This is a genomic window from Flavobacterium potami (assembly GCF_020026915.1).
GTDB lineage: Bacteria > Bacteroidota > Bacteroidia > Flavobacteriales > Flavobacteriaceae > Flavobacterium > Flavobacterium potami.
Map to the genome: position 1 here is coordinate 689,398 of NZ_JAINUY010000002.1, position 24,349 is coordinate 713,746.

General features: G+C 33.3%; 22 protein-coding genes. 15 read left to right on the plus strand and 7 right to left on the minus strand.

The features are described 5' to 3' along the window. Positions 1-59 precede the first annotated feature (59 nt). Positions 60-515, minus strand: coding sequence for an SsrA-binding protein SmpB (gene smpB, locus K6T82_RS08865; protein WP_223705569.1), 456 nt, complete (start codon positions 513-515; stop codon positions 60-62). Positions 516-789: 274 nt separating this feature from the next. Here smpB and K6T82_RS08870 point away from each other — a divergent pair, with 274 nt between their 5' ends. After that, a complete protein-coding gene (locus tag K6T82_RS08870; protein ID WP_223705570.1) occupies positions 790-1,014 on the plus strand; it encodes a VF530 family protein in 225 nt (74 codons plus the stop codon). A 5-nt stretch (positions 1,015-1,019) separates the two neighbouring features. Here the strand turns inward: K6T82_RS08870 and K6T82_RS08875 are convergent, their stop codons facing one another. The 3 genes from K6T82_RS08875 to K6T82_RS08885 form a co-directional block, all read right to left on the minus strand. Beyond that, entirely contained in the window at positions 1,020-1,574 is a 555-nt protein-coding gene (locus tag K6T82_RS08875; RefSeq protein ID WP_223705571.1) for a DUF3575 domain-containing protein, read from the minus strand. A gap of 122 nt (positions 1,575-1,696) precedes the next feature. Next, a complete protein-coding gene (locus tag K6T82_RS08880) occupies positions 1,697-2,245 on the minus strand; it encodes a GNAT family N-acetyltransferase (protein ID WP_223705572.1) in 549 nt (182 codons plus the stop codon). A 10-nt stretch (positions 2,246-2,255) separates the two neighbouring features. Beyond that, complete coding sequence (locus K6T82_RS08885; RefSeq protein ID WP_223705573.1) at positions 2,256-3,107, minus strand: aldose 1-epimerase family protein; 852 nt, start codon at positions 3,105-3,107, stop codon at positions 2,256-2,258. Positions 3,108-3,291: 184 nt separating this feature from the next. On the opposite strand from K6T82_RS08885, the gene K6T82_RS08890 reads away from it, so the two are divergent. Continuing rightward, positions 3,292-5,556 (plus strand): M1 family metallopeptidase, encoded by a 2,265-nt coding sequence (locus K6T82_RS08890; RefSeq protein WP_223705574.1) that lies wholly within the window; start codon positions 3,292-3,294, stop codon positions 5,554-5,556. 225 nt (positions 5,557-5,781) lie between these two features. On the opposite strand, the gene K6T82_RS08895 is transcribed toward K6T82_RS08890, so the two are convergent. Further along, complete coding sequence (locus K6T82_RS08895; RefSeq protein WP_223705575.1) at positions 5,782-5,949, minus strand: hypothetical protein; 168 nt, start codon at positions 5,947-5,949, stop codon at positions 5,782-5,784. Positions 5,950-6,150: 201 nt separating this feature from the next. Here K6T82_RS08895 and K6T82_RS08900 point away from each other — a divergent pair, with 201 nt between their 5' ends. From K6T82_RS08900 to argH, 10 genes are all read left to right on the plus strand, one after another. Next, a complete protein-coding gene (locus K6T82_RS08900; RefSeq protein ID WP_223705576.1) occupies positions 6,151-6,786 on the plus strand; it encodes a GNAT family N-acetyltransferase in 636 nt (211 codons plus the stop codon). 63 nt (positions 6,787-6,849) lie between these two features. Further along, positions 6,850-8,043 (plus strand): argininosuccinate synthase, encoded by a 1,194-nt coding sequence (locus tag K6T82_RS08905; protein ID WP_223705577.1) that lies wholly within the window; start codon positions 6,850-6,852, stop codon positions 8,041-8,043. Beyond that, entirely contained in the window at positions 8,036-9,013 is a 978-nt protein-coding gene (gene argC / locus K6T82_RS08910; protein ID WP_223705578.1) for an N-acetyl-gamma-glutamyl-phosphate reductase, read from the plus strand. Before K6T82_RS08905 ends, argC begins: the two co-directional genes overlap by 8 nt. A gap of 153 nt (positions 9,014-9,166) precedes the next feature. Then, a complete protein-coding gene (locus K6T82_RS08915) occupies positions 9,167-10,306 on the plus strand; it encodes an aspartate aminotransferase family protein (protein WP_223705579.1) in 1,140 nt (379 codons plus the stop codon). Between the two features lie 101 nt (positions 10,307-10,407). Beyond that, positions 10,408-11,601 (plus strand): glutamate-5-semialdehyde dehydrogenase, encoded by a 1,194-nt coding sequence (locus tag K6T82_RS08920; RefSeq protein ID WP_420828327.1) that lies wholly within the window; start codon positions 10,408-10,410, stop codon positions 11,599-11,601. Positions 11,602-11,725: 124 nt separating this feature from the next. Beyond that, positions 11,726-12,487 carry a glutamate 5-kinase gene (gene proB, locus K6T82_RS08925; protein WP_223705580.1) on the plus strand — a complete coding sequence of 254 codons (762 nt, stop codon included), beginning with the start codon at positions 11,726-11,728 and terminating at the stop codon, positions 12,485-12,487. 75 nt (positions 12,488-12,562) lie between these two features. Next, positions 12,563-13,516 (plus strand): N-acetylornithine carbamoyltransferase, encoded by a 954-nt coding sequence (locus K6T82_RS08930; protein ID WP_223705581.1) that lies wholly within the window; start codon positions 12,563-12,565, stop codon positions 13,514-13,516. A gap of 99 nt (positions 13,517-13,615) precedes the next feature. Further along, positions 13,616-14,389 (plus strand): acetylglutamate kinase, encoded by a 774-nt coding sequence (argB, locus tag K6T82_RS08935; protein WP_223705582.1) that lies wholly within the window; start codon positions 13,616-13,618, stop codon positions 14,387-14,389. Between the two features lie 246 nt (positions 14,390-14,635). Next, positions 14,636-15,706, plus strand: coding sequence for a M20 family metallo-hydrolase (locus K6T82_RS08940; protein ID WP_223705583.1), 1,071 nt, complete (start codon positions 14,636-14,638; stop codon positions 15,704-15,706). A gap of 137 nt (positions 15,707-15,843) precedes the next feature. Continuing rightward, positions 15,844-17,124: an argininosuccinate lyase gene (gene argH, locus K6T82_RS08945; RefSeq protein WP_223705584.1), complete on the plus strand. Its 1,281-nt coding sequence runs from the start codon at positions 15,844-15,846 to the stop codon at positions 17,122-17,124. Between the two features lie 82 nt (positions 17,125-17,206). Here argH and K6T82_RS08950 read toward each other — a convergent pair whose 3' ends face one another. Further along, a complete protein-coding gene (locus K6T82_RS08950) occupies positions 17,207-18,526 on the minus strand; it encodes a T9SS type A sorting domain-containing protein (protein WP_223705585.1) in 1,320 nt (439 codons plus the stop codon). Between the two features lie 260 nt (positions 18,527-18,786). Between K6T82_RS08950 and K6T82_RS08955 the strand changes: the two genes are divergently transcribed. Both K6T82_RS08955 and K6T82_RS08960 read left to right on the plus strand, forming a co-directional pair. Further along, the gene (locus K6T82_RS08955) at positions 18,787-19,788 is read left to right on the plus strand and encodes a DUF2157 domain-containing protein (protein WP_223705586.1); all 1,002 of its coding nucleotides are present in this window, start codon (positions 18,787-18,789) and stop codon (positions 19,786-19,788) included. After that, a complete protein-coding gene (locus K6T82_RS08960; RefSeq protein ID WP_223705587.1) occupies positions 19,785-20,948 on the plus strand; it encodes a hypothetical protein in 1,164 nt (387 codons plus the stop codon). Before K6T82_RS08955 ends, K6T82_RS08960 begins: the two co-directional genes overlap by 4 nt. Before the next feature lie 151 nt (positions 20,949-21,099). Here the strand turns inward: K6T82_RS08960 and ytxJ are convergent, their stop codons facing one another. Further along, entirely contained in the window at positions 21,100-21,489 is a 390-nt protein-coding gene (gene ytxJ, locus K6T82_RS08965) for a bacillithiol system redox-active protein YtxJ (RefSeq protein ID WP_223705588.1), read from the minus strand. 206 nt (positions 21,490-21,695) lie between these two features. Here ytxJ and clpB point away from each other — a divergent pair, with 206 nt between their 5' ends. Then, on the plus strand, positions 21,696-24,293 hold the full coding sequence (gene clpB / locus K6T82_RS08970) for an ATP-dependent chaperone ClpB (protein ID WP_223705589.1): 2,598 nt from the start codon (positions 21,696-21,698) through the stop codon (positions 24,291-24,293). Positions 24,294-24,349 lie beyond the last annotated feature (56 nt).

Sequence of the window (24,349 nt, forward strand, 5' to 3'; positions counted from 1 at the left end):
TAGTAAAAATAACAATAAAATTTCATAAAAGCATCATTTTTAATAAATTAAAATACGCTTTAATTGTATGCTTTTTTAATTCTGTCGAGATCGCGTTTTGTGTCCTGTTCTTTTAAAGATTCACGTTTGTCGTAGTTTTTCTTTCCTTTACAAAGTCCGATTTGCAATTTAGCAAGACCTTTTTCATTTGTAAATAATTTTAAAGGAATAATGGTAAGTCCTTTTGCCTGAACACTTTTATGAAGTGTCTTCAATTCTTTTTTATTAAGAAGTAATTTTCTTTCGCTTCTTGATTTATGATTGAACTGATTTCCAAAAGAATATTCTTCGATATAAGTATTGATAGCAAAGAGCTCCATGCCACTGAACTCACAAAAGCTTTCAGTGATATTCGCTTTTCCTAAACGAATTGATTTGATTTCTGTACCAGCTAGAACAATTCCAGCAGTATAGGTATCGATTATTTCGTAATCAAAACGGGCTCTTTTATTTAATATATTGACTGATTTTAACATGAGTGCAAATGTAAGACAAAATTGAAAAACTTTATACTGGCTAAGATAATTAAAGTTTTTTTTTAATCTATGATTTTAATCAGCCATAGTAGAAAAGCTTACGGCTAAGTTTGCATTGTGATTTAATGCAGTTTTAATTAATGCTATGACTTAAATTCTTATTCTAATTTATTCTTTATTTGATTAATGTAAAATTCAATTTAGTAATTTTGCAAAAAAAGAAAGACCATACTTTTTGAGTATGGTCTTTTTGATAGTATTTAAAAAATATAAAATGCAAAATCAGTCCAAAGATCCTTTACACGGAATTACACTTCAAAAAATTGTCGAAACATTAGTCGATTATTATGGTTTTGATACTTTAGGAGAACTGATTCCGATAAAGTGTTTTAATTCAAATCCAAGTGTAAAGTCAAGTTTGACTTTTTTACGAAAAACAGATTGGGCTCGTAAAAAAGTTGAGGAGCTTTACATTAAAACATTGCCTAAATTAGGTTGATTTTTTTATAATTTATAAGAAATCATTACACCACCACGGTACGGAAGCCATTCGCCACTTTTATTCCAATTGACTGTTTTTTCATATCTTCCTGGAGTTCCATCATTGTATTTACCATGGTAAAATCCTTGATGCCAGCCTCCACCAACAAAAAAGTCCAGTACAAATTTGTCATTTAGTTTTAAGTTGTAGCCAACCGTAGCTCCAATTCTGTAACCAAAACCATCTTCGTAATGATTGCTGTCCCAATAATTCCATTTTTGTAATTGGTATCTGTCAGCTCCAATATGTGCACCAGCATAGAAACCATTGTATTTTTCTTTAAAATGATAACGAATTTCAGGTGTAAACGTAACGAACTTAATAGGATGTTTTCCGTCAAATGACTCCCAAAATGATGCCATAACATCGGCACTAAATGTTGTTTTTTCTCCAATACTTGTTTCAATTCCGATATTTGGAACTAAAAGCAAAGCAGTTGCACCATTAAATTTGACAAAAGTCTGACTTTGTAATTGAGAAGCTAAAAGAAGAACAGCAACGGCGAGTATTTTTTTCATGGTATTTTGTAATCGCAGGTAAAAATTTATTTTCGGCACAAATATAACGTAACAAAGTTCTTACTATTGCTGATTAACCTACTTTTAACAAGATTATTTTTTGTCAGAATGGAGTAATTGGTTTAATTGTTTAACAATGAATAAATTACCTTGTCTAAAAATTTCCCTTCATAAAATTCAGATTCTTTAAAGTGCGCTTCTTTTGTAAATCCGCATTTTTGAAGTACTCTTTCCGAAGCATAGTTTTCGGGTGCTATTACTGCTTCAATAGAATGTAGTTTTAGATCTTTAAAACCGTATTTTATCAATCGATTTACAGCTTCCGGAACAATACCTTTTCCATGAAATTCGGGTAAAATCATATAACCAATTTCGGCACGATAATTTTCTGGCTGTAACCTGTAAAATCCAATGATTCCCAATAATTTAGAACTACTTTTAAATCTTATTGCCCAATTAATTCCTTCATTTGTCGTGATTTTATCCAAAATCATTCTAATATGTTCCAGCGCTCCTTCGTTATCTTTTACTAATGGTCTTGGAATATATTTCATCGTTTCAGGATTAGAGCGTAATTGAAAAACTTCATTTACGTCTTGCTCTGAAATGCTATCTAATAATAGACGTTCTGTTTCAAGAATAGGAAAAGGAGAAAAGTTAAATTCTAACATCTGAAATGTATTAATGTATGGTAATTGTGAATTTTGCCGCAAAGCTTTTATTTTCTTCTAAAATTAAAATTCCCTCTTTTTCATATAAATTTCCAGAATTTTGATCGGTGTCAGAATAACCAAGCCAAGGTTCAATACAAATAAAAGGAGCATTTTCTTTTGTCCAGATTCCTAAACTTGGAAAATCGTTGTAATCCACTTTAACATAAGGTTTTGAATCTTTTAATATAGTCAATGATTTAGAATTTAAAGTTTTAAAAATCAAAGCATCATTTTTAAAAAGCTCGTAGTTTAAAGGAATTTCATCATTTATTGTTTCTAAAATTTTAGTTTTAGAAGAAATCAGATCGTTTTCCAATAAATAGTATTTCAGTTCTTCTTCTTTTTCGAATTTCATCGCATATTGTTCGAAATGATCAGGCAAAGCAATTGCAGGATGTGCACCAATTGAAAAAGGTAATTTTTCAGTTCCTTTATTAAGTACTTTATATTCCAACTCTAATGAACTTTCGTTTAAAGTATAAATAAGCTGTAACTCAAAATCAAAAGGATATTTTTTTAAAGTTTCTTCTGAAGATTTTAAAGAGAAAATAGCTTTGTTTTCAGCTTTTTCAATTAACTCAAATTCCATATCACGAGCGAAACCATGTCTAGGTAATTGGTATTCTTTGCCATTAATTTTATAAGTATTGTTTTTTAATGTTCCGACAATTGGAAAAAGAACTGGAGAATGTTTCCCCCAGAAATCTGGATTTCCTTCCCAGATATATTCTTGTTTTTTATTGTCTTTTAAAGAATATAATTCTGCTCCAAGATGTTTTATTGAAGCTGTAAGTGTTGAATTTGAGATTGTTGTATTCAAAATATGTTTTCTAAAGTGGTTGTTTTTTATATTGACGTAAATATATTTTATAAAAATAACTTTTTTACAAAAAGGACTAAATTATTTTATTGATAAAATTTTGCTAAAATTGAATTTATGTTTTGAATTTTCTCTTTAAATAGCTTTTTTTTTCATTAATTTGCTACATAAACAGCTAAAAAATATGAAAAAGCAATGTGCAAAAGCCATTTTAACCGCGGCTTTATTTTTTGGGATTTCTTCAGTTTGGGCGCAGCAAACTCCTTCAGCGACAACAGCAAATCCAGTAAATAATTACAATTATCATGATGCCTTTGGACCGCATTTTTACACAAAAAACGGGACTTCAACTCGTACAGCAAGTGGTCAGCCAGGAGTTGAGTACTGGCAGAATAGGGCAGATTATCAAATCACGGCAAAATTAAACGGAACAACAAACGAGATTGTTGGTACAGATGAAATTACATATACTAATAACAGTCCAGATAAATTAGGTTTTCTTTGGCTGAATTTGGATCAGAATTTATTTAAAGAAGATTCTAGAGGTAACGCTGTTGTGCCTTTGACAGGAAGCCGTAACGGTGCTCAAGGACAGGTTTTTGACGGTGGAAACAAAATTAAATCTGTAAAAGTTATTTCTGGAGGGAAAACCAAAACAGAAGTTGAAGCAAAATATATCGTTACAGATACAAGAATGCAGATTTTCCTTCCACAGGAAGTAGCAGCAAAAGGAGGTTCTGTAAAAATTAAGATAGAATTCTCTTTCATCGCACCTTTTGAAGGATCTGATAGAATGGGAGTTTTAGAAACTAAAAACGGAAAAATCTTTACAATTGCACAATGGTATCCGCGTATGTGTGTGTACGATGATGTAAGAGGATGGAATACTGCTCCATATTTAGGTGCTTCTGAGTTTTATTTAGAATATGGTGATTTTGACGTAAAATTGACTGTTCCAGGAAATCACTTTGTGGTAGCTTCTGGAGAGTTGGTAAATGGTCAGGAAGTATTCTCTGCAGATCATTTGAAAAAATATAGAGAAGCTTCAAACAGTGATAAAACGGTAACAATTCGTTCTGAGCAAGAAGCTAATACTGCTTCAACTGCGGGAGCAGATAAAACTTGGCATTATAAAATTAAAAATGCACGTGATTTTTCTTGGGCATCGTCTCCAGCTTTTATCTTAGACGGAGCAAAAATCAATCTTCCAAGTGGCAAAAAATCATTAGCATTATCGGCTTATCCAGTTGAAAGTGCAGGGCAGGGCGCTTACGGACGTTCTACAGAATATGTAAAAGCTTCAATTGAGCATTATTCTAAACAATGGTTCGAATATCCTTATCCAGCGGCTACAAACGTAGCAGGAAATGAAGGAGGAATGGAATATCCTGGAATTGTTTTCTGTGGATGGAAATCTAAAGGACAAGATCTTTGGGGAGTTACAGATCACGAATTTGGTCACATTTGGTTTCCAATGATTGTGGGTTCAAACGAAAGATTATTCGGTTGGATGGATGAAGGTTTTAATACTTTTATCAATTCATTAAGTACTGCTGCATTTAATAATGGTGAATATAAAGAAGAGCCAACAAATTTACATGAGCAAGCAGAACCATTTACAAGACCTGATTTAGAAACTATTATGAGTTCTCCTGATAATATGAAGGAAGCAAATATCGGTATGTTGTGCTATTTTAAACCAAGTGCAGGTTTAGTTATTTTAAGAGAACAAGTTTTAGGAAAAGAGCGTTTTGATAATGCATTTAGAACGTATATTCAACGTTGGGCATACAAACACCCACAACCAGATGACTTTTTTAGAAGTATGGAAAATGTTGCTGGAGAAGATTTAAGTTGGTTTTGGAGAAGCTGGTTTGTAAACAACTGGCGTTTTGACCAAGGAATCAATTCAATTAAATATGTAAAAAATGATCCTGCAAAAGGAGTAATTATTTCAGTTGAAAATTTTGATAAAATGCCTATGCCGATTGTTTTAGACGTGAAAACAAAAAGCGGAAAAGTAACAAGAGTTAATCTTCCTGTTGAAATTTGGCAGAAAAATAATGAATGGTCTTTCAAACATAATTCTACTGAAGAAATTGAAAGTATTACTTTAGATCCTGATCATGCTTTCCCAGATAATAATGAATCAAATAATGTTTGGACGGCAGGAAAAGGTAAAGTTGTAAAAGATGTAATCTTAGATGGTTATTTAGGAACTTTTGTAACAAACAGAGCGCCATTAACTATTGAAGTGACAGAGAAAAACAGTACTTTGAATGTTGAAATAACAGACTTTCCAAAGTTTTCTGTAAAACCAGTTGAAAACGAAAAAGATACATTTGAATCGAAAGGTGCTGGTTTAAAATTCAAATTTAATGAAGCTAAAACTGGATTTGATATGATTGTTTTAGGAAATGGACAAGTAATTCCGTTTACTAAGAAGTAATATTTAAATTGCAATATTAAAAATTCCAAATTCCAACTTTTGTTGGGGTTTGGGATTTTTTTGTATTCAGGTTCCAAGTTTCAGGTTTCAAGTTCCAAGTTTCAAGTTCCAAGTTTCAGGTTTTAGATTGACGGTTTTTAGGACAAAAGAGAAACCTTAGAGCCTTAGCACCTTAGAATCTTAATACCTTCAAAACAAACATTACATTAAAAAAATGTTAGAATTTTAATTTTTTGTTTTGTAAATAAAAAAAATATGTACTTTTGCACCGATGAATAAAATAAGTTTACATATAACTTCTTTGTCACGGACAAACTCACCGATTACTTCTCCCGAAGTACGGACGCTATCTATATAGAGTTCACTGAGTTTTATAGCCGTATATTTATTCATATCCATTTTTCATTTTGAAATCACATAATTTGTCCATTGGACAAACATATCCTAAAAGTATTTATTATTTTGTAAATTTTCTTAATCAAGGTTTTGATTTTGAGAATGTTACTTCTTTTATGCTTAATTTTATTGGATTCAATTCTGGATTTCAAACGAGTCAATATGCTTTAATTTTTAACTCTAACTTCAATTATTGAAATGAAGATCTCTATTGTTGTTACCCAGGAAGAACACTTCAAATTCGCACAAGAAATCTGCGATACGATAGAATCATCTGCCTTGTTAAGAGGTACGGGGATTGCTAAAAGAACTCCTGAGTATATTCAGAAAAAAATGTCGAATGGTGATGCGATGATTGCTCTGGCCGATGGAAAATTTGCAGGTTTTTGTTATATCGAAAGCTGGGAACATGGAAAATTCGTGGCGCATTCTGGCTTAATTGTACACCCTGACTACAGAAGTTTAGGTTTGGCAAAAAAGATCAAATCGAAAGTTTTTGATTATTCTTTGAAGAGATATCCTGATGCTAAAATATTCGGAATTACAACTGGTTTGGCGGTAATGAAAATTAACTCTGAATTAGGTTATAAACCTGTTCCTTTCTCAGAATTGACAACTGATCCAAGTTTTTGGGCTGGATGTAAAACGTGTACAAACTTCCCAATTTTACAAAGCAAAGAAAACAAAATGTGTCTTTGTACTGGAATGTTGTACGACCCAAAAGAAAAACAAAAAAATCCGCCGAGACATCCTTTTAACGAGGCTGTTTTAAGCAGATTGAAAAAAATCAAACAGGCTTTATTTTTAAATAAAATATTGTCATTTTTTGTTTAATAAATTAAAATAGAAAAAATCTCAAACTGCTACATACGAAAGTATTAGCCTAAATTATAAAAAATGAAAAAAGTAGTATTAGCTTATAGCGGAGGATTAGATACCTCGTATTGTTTGAAATATTTAAAAAATGAAAAAGGATACGAAGTTCACACTGTTCTTGTTGACACAGGAGGATTTTCTGCTGAAGAATTAACAGCTATTGAAAAAAGAGCTTATGAATTGGGAAGTGCACAACACGCAAACCTAACAATCGTAGACAAATATTATGATAAAGCTATTAAATATTTGATTTTCGGAAACGTATTAAAAAACAATACTTATCCATTATCAGTAAGTGCAGAGCGTGTTTTTCAAGCTATTGAAGCAATTAAATATGCTAAAAAAGTAGGAGCAAGCGCAATCGCACACGGAAGTACTGGTGCAGGAAATGACCAAATTCGTTTTGATTTGATTTTTCAAACGATCGCTCCGGAAATCGAAATCATTACACCAATTAGAGATTTAAAACTTTCAAGACAAGAAGAAGTTGATTACTTATCTCAAAATGGAGTTCACTATTCTTGGGAAAAAGCACAATATTCTATCAATAAAGGACTTTGGGGAACAAGTGTTGGAGGAAAAGAAACTTTAACTTCAGGACAGCCATTACCAAGTGAAGCTTATCCTTCGCAATTACAAAAAGATGGAGAAGAAAAAGTTACGCTTCATTTTGAGCAAGGAGAATTAGTTGGTTTAAACGGAAAAACAGATAAACCTTCAAACAATATTGTAGCGCTTGAAAAATTAGCAAACGCTTACGCAATTGGAAGAGATATCCACGTTGGAGACACTATCATCGGAATTAAAGGAAGAGTTGGTTTTGAAGCTGCTGCTCCGTTAATTATCATCAAAGCACACCATTTATTAGAGAAACATACTTTAGGAAAATGGCAACAATACTGGAAAGAGCAGTTAGGAAACTGGTACGGAATGTTGTTTCACGAAGGTCAGTTTTTAGATCCTGTAATGAGAAACATCGAAACTTTCTTGCAAGACACTCAAAAAACAGTAAATGGAACAGTAACTGTTTCATTAAAACCATATCACTTCTCACTTGACGGAATCGAATCTGAAAATGATTTGATGAACACTGGTTTCGGTCAGTATGGCGAAATGAACAATGCTTGGACATCTGAAGATGCAAAAGGATTTATTAAGATTTTAGGAAATGCTCAAAATATTTTCTCATCTGTAAACAAATTAGACCATGATTAATGTCGGAATTATTGGTGGTTCGGGCTACACAGCCGGAGAACTCATTAGAATTTTAATGTATCATCCAAAAGTAAATATCGATTTTGTTTACAGTACAACAAACGCTGGAAAACCTCTTTCTGTAGCGCACCACGATTTGATGGGCGATATTGAAATGAATTTCACAGCTGAAATCAATCCGAATGTGAATGTTGTTTTCTTGTGTTTAGGTCACGGAAAATCGATTTCATTTTTGAAAGAAAATCAGTTTGCAAGTCATACTAAAATCATCGATTTAGGAAATGATTTCAGATTGAATAAGAATGCGCATTTCGAAGGAAAAGATTTTGTTTACGGATTGCCAGAAATCAATAAAGCTGAAATCAAAAAAGCAAATTATATTGCCAATCCAGGTTGTTTTGCAACGGCTATTCAGTTGGCTTTATTGCCTTTAGCAGAACATAATTTATTGAATAATGATGTTCATATTAATGCAACAACGGGAAGTACAGGAGCAGGAGTAAGTCTTTCAGAAACTTCTCATTTCAGCTGGAGAAACAATAATATGTCTCATTACAAAGCTTTTGAACACCAACATTTAGGTGAAATTTCAGAAAGTTTGGTTCAGCTGCAAGATGATTTTGACAGTGAATTGCTTTTTATTCCGAACAGAGGGGATTTTCCAAGAGGAATTTTTGCAACGCTTTACACATTATGCGATGACAGTTTGGAGCAATTAGTTGAAAAGTATGAAGAGTTCTATAAAAATGAACCTTTCGTAACGGTTACAACAGCCAACATCAACATGAAACAAGTGGTTCAAACAAATAAATGCATCATTAGTTTATTGAAAAAAGGAAACCGGGTTCTCATAACATCAATTATAGATAACTTAACCAAGGGTGCTTCAGGACAAGCGATCCAGAACATGAATTTAATGTTCGGATTAGAAGAAACCACAGGTTTACATTTGAAACCAAGCGGATTTTAGGAAAAATTTGTTTCAGGTTTTAAGTTTCAAGTTTCACGTTCTATGTGTAACCTGAAACATGAAACCTGAAACTCAAATCAGTTTCAAGTTCAAAGTTTCAAGTTCTGCAGATAACTTGAAACATGAAACCTGAAACAAAATAAACAAAACAAAATGAACTTATTCAACGTTTACCCATTATACGATATCACTCCAGTAAAAGCTATTGATTGTACAATCATCGACGATAAAGGAGTAGAATATTTAGATTTATACAGCGGACATGGTGTGATTTCTATCGGACACACTCAGCCGGATTATGTAGCAAAACTTAAAAATCAAATTGATCATTTAGGTTTTTATTCAAATGCGATTCAGAATCCTTTGCAGGTTGAATTGGCACAGAAATTAGGAAAACTTTCAGGATTAGAAGATTATGAATTGTTTTTATGCAGTTCTGGAGCTGAAGCAAACGAAAATGCTTTAAAATTAGCTTCTTTCCATAACGGAAAATCAAGAGTTGTTGCTTTTCATAATTCTTTCCACGGAAGAACTTCTGCAGCTGTTGCCGTTACAGATAACAAAAAGATTGTTGCGCCAATAAACGCTCAGCAAGAAGTTACATTTTTACCTTTAAACCAAATCGAATTGGTTGAAGCTGAATTAGCAAAAGGAGATGTTACGGCGGTAATTATCGAAGGGATTCAAGGAGTTGGAGGTTTGGACCAAGGAACAACGGAGTTTTTTCAGGCTTTAGAAAAAGCATGTAAAAAACACGATGTGGTTTTAATCTTAGACGAAGTACAGTCAGGATACGGAAGAAGCGGGAAATTCTTCGCTTTCCAACACCACGAAATCAATGCTGATATTATTTCAGTTGCAAAAGGAATGGGGAACGGTTTTCCAGTTGGAGCCATTTTAATTTCTCCAAAATTCGAAGCAAGTTTCGGATTATTAGGAACTACTTTCGGTGGAAGCCACTTGTCTTGTGCAGCAGGAATTGCAGTTTTAGATGTCATTGAAAAGCTTGATTTACAAAAGAATGTAAATGAAGTTTACGAATATTTCTTAGAAAAAATCAAAGAAGTTGACGGAATCAAACAAGTAAAAGGAAAAGGCTTAATGCTTGGAGTAGAGTTTGATTTTGATGTAGCGGCTTTAAGAAAGAAATTAATTATCGAAAAACACATTTTTACAGGAAGCGCAAACAATAAAAATCTATTAAGAATTTTACCGCCTTTAACTGTGAAAAAAGCAGATATTGATACGTTTGTAAAAGCTTTAAAAGAAAGTTTAGAAGAATTAAAAAACTAATTCTCATTAGTTAAACCTGACGGGTTTTCAAAACCCGTCAGGTTTAAAATAAAGTTTCGATAAAAAGAAACAACCAAAAAACAACCAACCCACTTGAAATTATGAAACCATTATCAATAGAAACACGCAATGCGGTTTTGCGGACTATGGCAAAGCTGGTCGAACAGGAGCGGAATCAGATTATTTTGACCAATCAGGAAGATTTAAGCGATTACGACGGTTCGGATTTAGCGATGGAGGAACGTCTGAAAGTAGATGATAAAAAAGTTGATGAAATGATTTTGTCACTTAATCAACTTGCTTCTCAGGAAGATCCTATTGGCATTGAGCGTTTTCATTTTACTCATGATAATGGAATTAAAGTGGTCAATAAAACCGCAGCGTTCGGAACCATTTTGATTATTTACGAATCTCGTCCAGATGTTACAATCGAAGCAGGCGGAATTGCTTTTAAATCCGGAAATAAGATTTTATTAAAAGGCGGAAAAGAATCTCTAAAATCAAATTTAAAGATTGTAAGTCTTTGGCATAAAGCTTTAGAGGAAAATGGAGTTTCTAAAGACTGGGTAGAATATCTGAATTATAACAGAACCGAAACCCAAGCATTTTTAGAAAAACCAACTCAAAAAGTAGATTTAATTGTTCCGAGAGGAGGAGAAAAATTAATTGAGTTTGTAAAAGCACACGCGACTTGCCCAGTAATTGTAAGCGGACGCGGAAATAATTTTGTTTACGTTCATCAAGATGCTGACACAGATTTAGCTTTAAAAGTAATTTTAAATGCTAAAACTGCTAAAATTTCGGCTTGTAATGCTTTAGATAAAGTTTTGATCAGTTCGAAACTTCCAAATTTTGAAGGTTTTACGGCGATGTTGATCGAGGCTTTGATTGAATCAAAAGTGGAAGTAATTGTCGACAAATCATTAGAAAATTTCGAGAATACGAAAACCATTCAAAACGAAGATATTTGGTACGAAGAGTTTTTGGATTATAAAATCGTAGTCGGAACCATCGATTCTCAGGATCATGCCATTGATATGATTAATAAATACTGCGGCGGACATTCAGCAGCAATTATTACAAGAGATAACGAAGTTGCACAACAGTTTATGGAATCGATAGACGCAGCAGCGGTTTACCAAAATGCATCAACAAGATTCACAGACGGCGGACAATTCGGTCTTGGCGGAGAATTAGCAATAAGTACTGATAAACTGCATCAAAGAGGACCAATTGGTTTACAGCATTTGGTAACTAATAAATGGTATGTTTATGGAGAGGGGCAAATTAGGTAATTGAGATAATTTGAAAATTGAGGCAATTAGATAATTAGAAAATTGAGGCAATTAGATAATTAGAAAATTCTAAAAAAAAACTTAGAATCTCAGCATCTTAGAACCTTAGTATCTTTTAAAAGAAATGGCAAAAAAGAGAATTTTATTAAAAATAGGAAGTAATACTTTAACCAAAGAAACCAATCATATTTCGCGGGGAAAGATTGAAGATCTTGGAGTGCAGATTGCAGCTTTAAACGACGAATACGAATTTATCATCGTAAGTTCTGGAGCAATTGCAGCGGCAAAGCAATTTGTAAAGCTGGATAATCAAGATAAAGATGTTTTTGTAAAACAGGCTTTAGCTTCTATCGGACAACCTCATTTAATGCGGATTTACAATGAGAATTTTAAGGATTTAGGATTAAATACTTCGCAGTGTTTACTTTCTTATTCTGATTTTGAAAAAGAGCAAACCAAAAAGAACATTGTAAATACCATTAATGTATTGGTTAAAAACAATTACATTCCGATTATCAATGAAAATGATACCGTGGCAACAGATGAGATTCGGTTTGGAGATAACGACAAATTAGCGGCTTTAACAGCGGTTCTTTTAAATGTTGATATTCTGATTATTGCAACCAATACAAACGGAATTTACACGAAAGAGACTTTTCAAAATGAAGTTCCGGAAACCATAAAATTGGTAAATGATTTAAAATCGCTCGAAAAAGAAATCGGAGATTCAAAATCATCGCACGGAACAGGAGGAATGCAGTCCAAAATCGAAGCAGCAGGAATTGCAAAAGCAGCGAATATAGAAACTTGGATTGTCAACGGATTGAATGACAATTTTATTCTGCGGGCACTGAAAGATGAAATTCCATTTACTAAAATAATTTAATGAGTCAATTAGATAATTAGAAAATGTCACAATTATCTAATTATCAAATTATCAAATTTTCTAATTAAAAAAAACATGAACTATATCTCAATAAAAGAAATCAACTCATTATCAAAATGGGTAAACCAAGCGATCAAAATCAAAAAGAATCCGCTTAAAAATCAAAGTTTAGGTAAGAATAAAACTTTAGGAATGTTATTCTTCAACCCAAGTTTAAGAACGCGTTTGAGTACTCAAAAAGCGGCTATGAACTTAGGAATGAACGTAATGGTAATGAATTTTACTAGCGAAGGATGGACATTGGAATTTGAAGACGGAGCAGTAATGAATTCTGGAGCTTCAGAACATATTAAAGAAGCTGCAGAAGTAGTTTCACAGTATTGTGATATCATTGCAATTCGTGCGTTTGCAGGATTGGTTGACAAAGAAAAAGATTATGCTGAGACAGTAATTTCAGGATTTTTGAAATACGCTACAGTGCCAATCGTAAACATGGAAAGTGCTATACGTCACCCATTGCAATCATTAGCAGATGCGATTACGATGGAAGAATTCAAACCAAGACATAAAAACAGACAAAAAGTAGTGCTTTCTTGGGCACCGCATCCAAAAGCTTTACCACAAGCAGTTGCCAATTCATTTGTAGAAATGATGCAAATGCAAAAAGATATGGATTTTGTAATCACACACCCAGAAGGTTATGAACTTAGTCCAGAAATTACAAAAGACTGCAAAATTGAGTATGATCAAGATAAAGCTTTCGAAAATGCTGATTTCGTTTACGTAAAAAACTGGAGTAATTTCAATGATTACGGAAAAGTAACCAACAGCGATCCAAACTGGACCGTTACAGCTGAAAAAATGGCTTTGACTAATAATGGAAAATTTATGCACTGTCTTCCTGTTCGTCGTAATGTAATTGTGACGGATGAAGTTTTAGACGGAGAAAATTCAATCGTAATCGAACAAGCAAATAATAGAACGTATTCTGCACAATTAGTATTGCAGAAGATTCTTAAAAAAATATAATTTTTTTAAAGTTGCTAAGATTCTAAGCTACTAAGATGCTAAGAAACTTTGCACTAAAAAAAAACTTAGCATCTTAGAATCTCAGAACCTTAGCATCTTATGAAGGCAAGCATAATCAAAATTGGTGGAAACATCATTGACAATCCGGCAGAATTAGAACAATTTTTAACTGATTTTTCTAAAATTGAAGGACATAAAGTTTTAGTTCACGGCGGTGGAAAATCGGCTACGAAAATGGCGCAGAGTATTGGTTTGGTTCCGCAGATGATTGACGGACGCCGAATTACAGATGCTCCAATGTTGGATGTTGTGGTAATGATTTATGCAGGTCAGATCAACAAACACATTGTGGCGCAATTGCAAGCAAAAGACAATAATGCAGTTGGTTTTTCTGGAGCTGATGGAAATTTAATTCAGTCAACAAAAAGAAATCATCCAACAATTGATTACGGATTTGTAGGCGATGTAAAACAAGTCAATACCAAATTACTTGCAACTTTATTAGAAGCCGGAATTGTACCCGTTTTTTGTGCGATTACGCACGATAAAAACGGACAATTATTAAACACAAATGCCGATACTATTGCAAGTGAATTGTCAATTGCTTTGTCTGAAGTTTTTGATGTTACGCTGACATACTGTTTTGAAAAACAAGGAGTTTTAATGGATTCAGAAGACGATTCATCTGTAATTACAGAAATCAACGAAGTTTTATATAATAAACTAAAAGAAGAAAAAGTAATCCATTCTGGAATGATTCCGAAATTGGATAACTGTTTCAATAGTTTGTCACGAGGTGTGCAGAAAATCAAAATTGGGCATCACAAAATGCTTCAAAATGGAGATGTTCCGCATACAACGATTACCTTATAAAAAATGTTGCCACAAATTGACGCTAATTTCCTCTATTAAAAGAGAAAATAATCTTAGTTGTATATTAAAAAGTTATTTTGATTTTAAATCTAAGACAAAAAAACAATTTGCGAAAAGTCGTTTAATTAGTGGCAAAAAAATAGAGCGCACAAGGTATTTTAAATAAATTTGCGCAAGTAAAAATGGTCATAGGAAAGCTCGAAAAATTTGATGCTTTGTCTCTTTGAGCCTTTGAAACTTATTAAAATGAAAAATATAGATACGCTTACCCAGGAAGCAATTAGTTTATTAAAAAGCCTTATTGAAACCCCTTCATTTTCAAGCGAAGAAGATCAAACGGCTCTTTTAATAGAAAATTGGTTCAATCAGAATGAAATTCCTTTCAAAAGAGAAAATAACAATGTGTGGGCTTTCAATAAATATTTCGACGAAAAGAAACCAACACTTTTATTAAACTCACATCACGATACCGTAAGACCGAATCAAGCTTACACTAACGATCCGTTTGAAGCGATTGAAAAAGATGGTAAATTATTCGGATTAGGAAGTAACGATGCAGGAGGATGTTTAGTATCGTTATTAGCAACGTTTGTGCACTTTTACGAAAACCAAAACTTATCTCATAATATTGTTATCGTTGCTTCGGCAGAAGAAGAGAGCAGCGGGAAAAATGGTTTAAACAGCGTTTTAAAACATTTACCAGAATTAAATTGTGCCATTGTAGGTGAACCCACTTTAATGCAATTAGCGGTTGCAGAAAAAGGTCTTTTGGTTTTGGATGTAAAAGTAAAAGGAACAGCAAGTCATGCCGCGCATCAAAATGACGATAATGCTTTATACAAATCAATTCCGGTAATGGAATGGTTTAAGAACTATAAATTCGATAAAATTTCAGATGTTTTAGGTCCCGTAAAAATGACTGTAACGCAGATCAATGCAGGAAAACAACATAATGTGGTTCCGTCAGAATGTGATTTGGTTGTCGACATTCGTGTAACAGATTGCTACACAAATGCTGAGATTTTAGAAGTAGTAAAAGCAAATGTAAACGCTGAAGTTACACCAAGATCTATGCATTTAAATGCTTCGTCTATTCCAATCGAACACGGTTTAGTGCAAGCGGGAATTGCTTTAGGAAGAACGACGTATGGTTCGCCAACACTTTCAGATCAATCCGTTTTAAGCTGTCAATCTTTAAAATTAGGACCTGGAGAAACATTGCGTTCACATTCAGCAGACGAATTTATTTTTGTAAACGAAATTGTAGAAGGAGTCGATTTGTATATTAAAATACTAACCGGTTTCTTTAAATTATAAGAAAAAAAACCGCCACGAATTCACGAATTGTTTTTTTACTATATAAACGAAATATTAATTCGAATTAATTCGAAAAAAATAATCGCAAAGATTTGAAAAAATAATTCGTGAATTTGTGGCGAAAAAAAACACAACCTATGAAACTTTGGGAAAAAGGAATACCAACAGATAAGCAAATCGAACAATTCACAGTAGGAAACGATCGTGAACTAGATTTGGTTTTAGCAAAATACGATGCTTTAGGTTCAATTGCACACACTAAAATGCTTGGGCAAATTGGTTTATTGACTTCAGAAGAAACCACTTCTTTAGTTGATGCTTTAAACGAAATTATTGCGGATATCGTAGTAGGTAATTTCGAAATCGAAGACAGTTTTGAAGATGTTCACTCTAAAATCGAATATTTACTTACGGTAAAATTGGGCGATGCAGGAAAGAAAATCCACACGGCACGTTCTCGTAACGATCAGGTTTTAGTAGATGTTCATTTGTATTTAAAAGACGAATTAAAAGCAATAAAGGAGCAGGTAAAAACACTTTTTGATTTGTTGATGGAATCAGCAGAAAAACATCAAAATGTATTATTGCCAGGATATACGCATTTGCAAATTGCAATGCCTTCTTCGTTCGGGATGTGGTTTTCGGCTTATGCTGAAAGTTTTATCGACGATATTACAATGTTGAACGCAGCTTCAAAAATTGTAGATCAAAATCCGTTAGGATCTGCTGCGGGTTATGGAAGTTCATTTCCAATCAACAGAACATTTACGACTCAGGAATTAGGTTTCGAAACTTTGAAATACAATGCCGTTGCAGCACAAATGAGCCGTGGAAAAGCAGAAAAAACAGTTGCTTTTGCGATGACTAGCGTTGCAGGAACATTGTCAAAATTTGCTATGGACGTTTGTTTGTATATGAGCCAGAATTTCGATTTTATCGGACTTCCAGCGCATCTTACAACAGGTTCGAGCATTATGCCTCACAAGAAAAATCCAGATGTTTTCGAATTAATCAGAGGAAAATGCAATAAGATTCAGGCACTTCCATACGAAATCACTTTAATTACAAATAATCTTCCAAGCGGTTACCATAGAGATTTACAGCTCTTAAAAGAAGGTTTGTTTCCAGCGATTCAAAACCTGAAAGCTTGTTTGGATATTGCGATTTTCTCAATAAAAGACATCACAGTAAAAGATCATATTTTAGAAGATAAAAAATACGATTACTTATTTACGGTTGATACTTTAAACGAAATGGTGGTTGCAGGAATGCCATTTAGAGATGCTTACAAAGCCGTTGCAGAACAATTGGAAGCAGGAACATACAAATCTCCAAAAGAGACAAAACACACGCATGAAGGTAGTATCAACAATTTATGCTTAGATGCAATTAAAGATAAAATGAAAGCTGCTTTCTAATTTTTGCAAAATGTAAAAAGTAAGCTGTAAAAAGTAAAAGGTCATTGATTTATTTCAATGACCTTTTTTTATGAAGTAAAATTTAGTTTTTAACCAATTTAAATGTCTTGCTTTTATTTTCTATTTGAACTTTACAGATATAAATGCCTTTTGCAAGATTTCCAACATTCAATTCTAGCTTTTCATCAGGAGTAACCTTTTTAGAATGCGAATATACTTTTGATCCATTTGAAGAAAATAAATTCACTTCAGCTAAACCGTTATCTGAACTTGAAAAATCAATATTTAAAAGGCGATTAATGACTGAAGGATAATATTTTAAATCTAAATTATTCTTTGTGTTATCATTTAATCCTAGATTATTACAGCTTGTAGATACAGCGCCTTGAGCTGTAACCTGAAGCGTTGCCCCAGCGCCACAAGTAGCGTTCGAAATATATCCGGCTACATTAGCAATTGGTAAAACGCTATAGGTATAAGAAGGCTTTGTTACCGTGGTTCCTGAACTTACAGGGGCATTTAAGCAATCTGTAAAAGCAATTCCAATTGTACCCCCATCGGTGCTCACATAGTTTTTAAAAGCGGTTCCAATTTTAGCAAAATCAGTTCCTTCAACATAACAAGTTGTATTGTTGCTTCCTCCGCCTAAGCCGATTGCTAATGAACCCGAAACAGAAGTATTATAATAACAGTTTAAAATATGAAGTTCGGCATTTCTGGCTCTAGGCATTCTTTCTTTACATCCTTCTGCCCAATAACAATTTTTAAAAGTAATACTATAATGGCCATCAGAAGGAGCATCGGTTTTAGAAGAACCTACTAAATCAGAAAAACGATGATCATCGGCTCCTCCAGATCCTCCGGCTTTTGGTGCTTTTAGATAAATAAATTTACACCAAGATACCGTTACATTATCTGCCGCACCTTTGTTGTCAAAATTACCATCCATTCCATCTTGAAATTCGCAATGATCAACCCAAATGTTAGTAGCTTCAGAAGTTAAATTGTCGCGACCGTCAACATCGTACGCACCGGGTCCTTCAAAAATTAGATTTCTAATAATAATATTGTTAGATCCAGGTTTTAAATTTAAAATTCCAGAACCTGAAGCAGTTTGATCAAGATTTACTAATCGCGCTCCTGGAAGACCAATAATAGTTTTGTCATTGACCTGCAAACTTGTATAAGTGCAGTTTATAGTTCCCGAAACTAAGATAACTTGCGGAGTAGTTAATTTTAATTTTGTAGTTAACTCGGCTAGAGTAAATACTGTTACTGGTGTTGCGCTTCCTCCGCCAGTGGCAGAAGCTCCAAATCCTTCGGGTGTACTCATAAAATAATTTTGAGCAGACAAAAAGGAACAGGACAGAAGTAGCACCAGTGTAATAAGTTTTGTTTTCATTTAAGTGTGGTTTTTTGTGGTTTAATAGTTTAATGTAATCGATTGCACAAATGTAAAAGAATAAAAATAATTTCAAATTAATTTGTCAATTATTTATGATTTAAAGCTTTGATTTTTAGAATAATAAGTGTTGTTTTTACACTAAATATTTGTGAGTATTTTTTATAGGTAGTTTATGAAATGAAAAAAGGTTTTTAAATCAAAGGCAGAATTTTCATGCTAAATACATATATTTGATCTACCAGTTTATTATCATAGCAATGGAAAAATTTAAAGAGCAAGCCACGATTAAACTTTTTGAGAAAGGCTTAATTACTGAAAATCAGTTTGAAGAAATAAAAACATACCGTAATCTAAACATCTTTTCCTTAAATGCAGAATTAAAACTTTTTCTCTATTTATCGGTAATATTGTTTACCTCGGGAATAGGTATTTTGGTTTATGAAAATATAGATTCAATAGGTCATATTGCAATTCTTTCTCTGCTTTTGATTGTTATCGTTGTTTGTTTTTTTTACTGTTTTAAGTATTCTAAAGGATTTCAGAAAACAGAAACAACTTTTGAACATCCTGTTCTGGAATATCTCGTCTTGGCTGGCAATATATTGACCTGTATTTTCATAGGATATCTTCAGTTTCAATACAAACCTTTTGGCGAGCATTACGGATTAGCAACTTTGGTTCCAACGATTGTAAGTTTCTTTTGTGCTTATTATTTTGACAACAGAAGTGTTTTAACCATTGCAATAACCGGTTTAGCTGCCTATGTAGGACTTTCGGTTACGCCTCAGGATATATTTAATGACAGCAATAACTTATATGCGAATCAAAATCTGAGTTATTCTGCAGTGATGTTAGGCGTGTTATTGATTTTATGGACTATTTATAGTCGTAGAATTTCGTTAAAAACACATTTTGGATTGGTTTTCCTGACTTTTGCTTTACATATTATAAGCATTGCTGCAATCAGTAATTTGACTCATTATGATATCTTAACCTGGCTGATATTCGCTTTAGTTTTGGCAGGTTCTACCTATTATTTTTATAAAGCCAGTTATGATTATAAAGCGATGTCTTTGTATGTATTTATGATTGTTTACGGATATATTGGTGCAAACATAGTTATCTTTAGAATTTTTGAGAATGTTGATTTTTCTCAGATTTGGGAGTTATTTGTATTCTTGCTTCCAGCTTATTTTGTAGGTTCAATTATAATGTTTATTAAATTGATTAAGAAATTTCATAAAGAAGTAAAAGAATGATAGCTTACGATAAAAAAATGTTGGACAATGAAGCTTTAATTGACGAAGCTGATACTTTATACAAAGGAGGTTTTATTAGTAAAGACCAAAAAAAGTTTATAGAAAAAGAATTACCTGATTTAAAAAGTCAAAGTAATATTCTGGTTAGAATTGGTTTCTTTTTATTAGGAAGTTTGTTGTATAGTTCGATTTGCGGAATGATTACTTTGTTTGGAATAAATCTCGAAGATATTTACCTGCAAATAGGCGGTTATATTTTTGCAATGGTTGGTTTCGCTGGTGCGGAAGTTCTCGCAAAACAAAATTATCGAAATCACGGTTTAGATGATGCTTTCATTTTAGGCGCACTTTCATGTTTAGGGGTTGCAGTAGCCATAACAACAGAAGGTTATGAAACTGTAATTGCTTTTTTTGTAGCAATTGGAGCTTTTTTTATGTTTGTTAGATACCTCCATTTGCTTTCAATGCTGGTTTTTTGTATTTCAGTAACTGCTTTTTTGTTTTTTGGAATGTTTGAATTCGGAGATTTTGGAAAAGCAATTTTACCATTCGCAGCAATGATTTTTGCAGGAGTTTTCTATTTTTTAACAAAAAAAATAATGAAAAACTTAACTGAAAGTTACTATTACAATGGACTTTTATTGGCCAATGGATTTTGTCTGGTTTTATTTTATTTTTCTTGTAATTATTTAGTAGTGAGAGAACTTTCAGGAGAACTTTTGGGAACGGATGTAAAGCCTGGTACCGATATTCCGTTTGCTTATTTCTTTTACGCTTTTACTTTTATAATTCCAGTTGTTTACTTGTTGCAGGCTTTAAAAACAAAAGACAGGATAATGCTTTGGTTAAGCTTTTTGGCAGTAGCATTTTCAATTTACACGATTCGTTTTTATTATGCTGTTTTACCAATTGAAGTAGCACTTACACTCGGCGGAGTAGTTTTGTTTGCAATAGCTTATTTTTCAATAAAAAAACTAAAAGAAAAAGAAAGCGGATTAACATTTAAACCAGACAGAATTAACCATTCGGATAATTTTTTAAGTGCAGAAGCCTTGGTAGTTGCATCCACATTCGGAATGAAACCAGAAGTTAAAACAGTTTCTCCAATGGAATTTGGAGATGGAGGTTTTAGTGGAGGAGGTTCTCAAGGAAGTTTTTAAAGAAAAAATTGTCACAGATTGAAAAGGATTAAAATGATTTAGGATCGACTCTAAATTAAGTTGCCACGAATTCCACGAATTTGCACTAAATTAATTAGCGTCAATTTGTGAAATTCGTGGCAAATAATCATTTTAATCTGTGGTAAAAAAATTATACTTTGCTTTTCAATGCTCCGGCATCAATATCGCTATGCGAAACATTGTAAACGGCTTGACCGTTTTTAATTAAAATTAATTGTGGAGATTCATGATGAACATTGAATCTATGAGCAATTTCGTTTGAAATATCACGATGCTCAATTAAATCTAAAAAGTAAGCATCAACAACACCTTCAAGATCATATTCTCTTTCAAATTGTTTCAAAGCCATTCGGCTAATACTGCATCGTGTACTGTGTTTAAATATAACTACAGGTTTTTCTATAGAAATTGCCTGAACTTCCATCAATTGGATAATATCTGTTAATTCTGTCCAGTTAACTTTACTTTTTGGAGCTTCTGAGTTCTCTGAACTTCCGAAGATTGAATTAAAAAAACTCATATTTGGCTTGTTTTATGACTTTTTGACGTGTTAAAATGGCTAAAAAATGCTTTTTAACGTCATTTTGTCTGTTTTTCGTGTGTGGAATATAATTTGTCTATTCGAATACAAAGTTAAATTATTTGAGTTAAAAATTGATCTCAATAAATCGTAACTTTAATGATATCGAATATTTCAAACAAAAATCAATCATAAATCGCAAAAAAATGAATATAAATAAGTTTACTATTAAATCGCAGGAAGCCATACAGTTGTCGCAACAATTAGCACAACGCAATGGCCAGCAGCAAATTGAAAATGAACACATTTTCAAGGCTATTTTTGAAGTTGACGAAAACGTGGCACCGTTTATTTTGAAAAAATTAAACGTAAATGTGCCGTTGTTTTTGCAAGTTTTAGACGCTACAATTCAGAGTTTTCCAAAAGTTTCTGGAGGCGAAATCATGCTTTCAAGAGACGCCAATAAAGCTTTGAACGAAGCGGAAATTATTGCACAAAAAATGAACGACGAATATGTTTCGATCGAACATTTAATTTTAGCCATTTTTGACTCAAAAAGTAAAGTTTCTCAGATTCTGAAAGATCAGGGAGTTACAGGAAAAGGTCTTAAAGCAGCTATTGAAGAATTAAGAAAAGGCGAGAGAGTAACTTCGGCCTCAGCAGAAGAAACATATAACTCGTTGAATAAATACGCTAAAAACCTAAACGAGTTAGCGCGTACAGGAAAACTGGATCCGGTTATTGGTCGTGATGAAGAAATTCGTCGTGTTTTGCAGATTTTAACTCGTAGAACCAAAAACAATCCAATGCTTATTGGTGAACCTGGAGTTGGTAAAACAGCAATTGCAGAAGGTTTGGCGCATAGAATTGTAGATGGAGATGTTCCTGAAAACTTAAAAGAAAAAATCGTTTTCTCGTTAGATATGGGAGCTTTGATTGCAGGAGCAAAATACAAAGGAGAATTCGAAGAGCGTTTAAAATCGGTTGTAAAAGAAGTTACAGCTGCAGAAGGTGATATCGTTCTTTTTATTGATGAGATTCATACGCTTGTAGGAGCGGGTGGAGGTGAAGGTGCAATGGATGCGGCAAACATCTTAAAACCAGCTTTGGCTCGTGGTGAATTGAGAGCAATTGGAGCAACAACTTTAGATGAATATCAAAAATATTTTGAAAAAGATAAAGCGTTAGAAAGACGTTTCCAAAAAGTATTAATTGACGAACCAGATACAGAAAGTGCGATTTCGATTCTTCGTGGAATCAAAGAAAAATACGAAACACACCATAAAGTTCAAATTAAAGACGAGGCAATTATTGCAGCGGTTGAACTTTCGCAAAGATATATAACCAATCGTTTCTTACCAGATAAAGCAATTGACTTAATGGACGAAGCAGCTTCTAAACTGCGCATGGAAATCAATTCAAAACCAGAGGAATTAGATGTTTTGGATCGTAAAATCATGCAGTTGGAAATCGAAATCGAAGCCATTAAGCGTGAAAAAGAAGAAAGCAAGCTGAAAATTTTGGGTATGGAATTGGCCAACCTGAAAGAAGAGCGCAACGAAATCTTCGCAAAATGGAAATCTGAAAAAGATATTGTTGATGGAATTCAGGCTGTAAAACACGAAATCGAAGACTTTAAATATGAAGCAGAACGTGCAGAACGTGACGGTGATTACGGAAAAGTAGCTGAGATTCGTTACGGAAAAATAAAAGAAGCTCAAGAACGTCAGGAAAACTTGCAAAAACAATTGCAAGAGTTTCAATCTGGAAATTCTTTAATTAAAGAAGAAGTAACTAGAGAAGACATTGCAGAAGTTGTAGCAAAATGGACTGGAATTCCAGTTACCAAAATGTTGCAGACAGAAAGAGAAAAATTATTGCATTTGGAAGACGAATTGCACAAACGTGTAGTAGGTCAGGAAGAAGCGATAGAAGCGGTGAGTGATGCCGTTCGTAGAAGCCGTGCTGGTTTACAGGATATGAAAAAACCTGTTGGGTCGTTCTTATTCTTAGGAACAACCGGAGTTGGTAAAACCGAATTAGCAAAAGCATTAGCAGAATATCTTTTTGATGATGAAAATGCGATGACTCGTATCGATATGAGTGAGTACCAAGAACGTCACAGTGTGAGCCGTTTAGTGGGTGCGCCTCCAGGATATGTAGGTTATGATGAAGGAGGTCAATTGACAGAAGCGGTTCGTAGAAAACCATATTCTGTAGTATTACTAGATGAAATCGAAAAAGCACACCCAGATACATTCAATATTCTGTTGCAGGTTTTGGATGAAGGACGTTTAACAGACAATAAAGGACGTTTGGCTGATTTCAGAAATACGATTATCATCATGACTTCTAATATGGGAAGCCAGATTATTCAGGAGAAATTCGAGAATCTAAAAGGCGGCGTTGAAGCAGCAACAGAAGCAGCTAAAAACGAAGTTTTAGGATTGTTAAAACAAACAGTACGTCCTGAGTTTATTAACCGTATCGACGAAATTGTAATGTTTACTCCGCTTACAATAGATAATATTTCAAGAATTGTAGGTTTACAATTAAAAGGAGTGACCAAAATGCTGGCACAACAAGGCATTACAATGGATGCAACTCCAGAAGCAATTGCTTATTTGTCAGACAAAGGATATGATCCTCAATTTGGAGCAAGACCAGTAAAACGTGTTGTTCAAAGAGAGGTTCTAAATCAGCTGTCAAAAGAGATTTTGGCAGGAAACATCACAACAGACAGCATTATTTTATTAGATGCTTTCGATGGCAAGTTGGTTTTTAGAAACCAAACAGCTAACTAATTTTTTATTTGGTTAATCTTAAAAAGCATCAGTTTTTAACTGATGCTTTTTTTTGT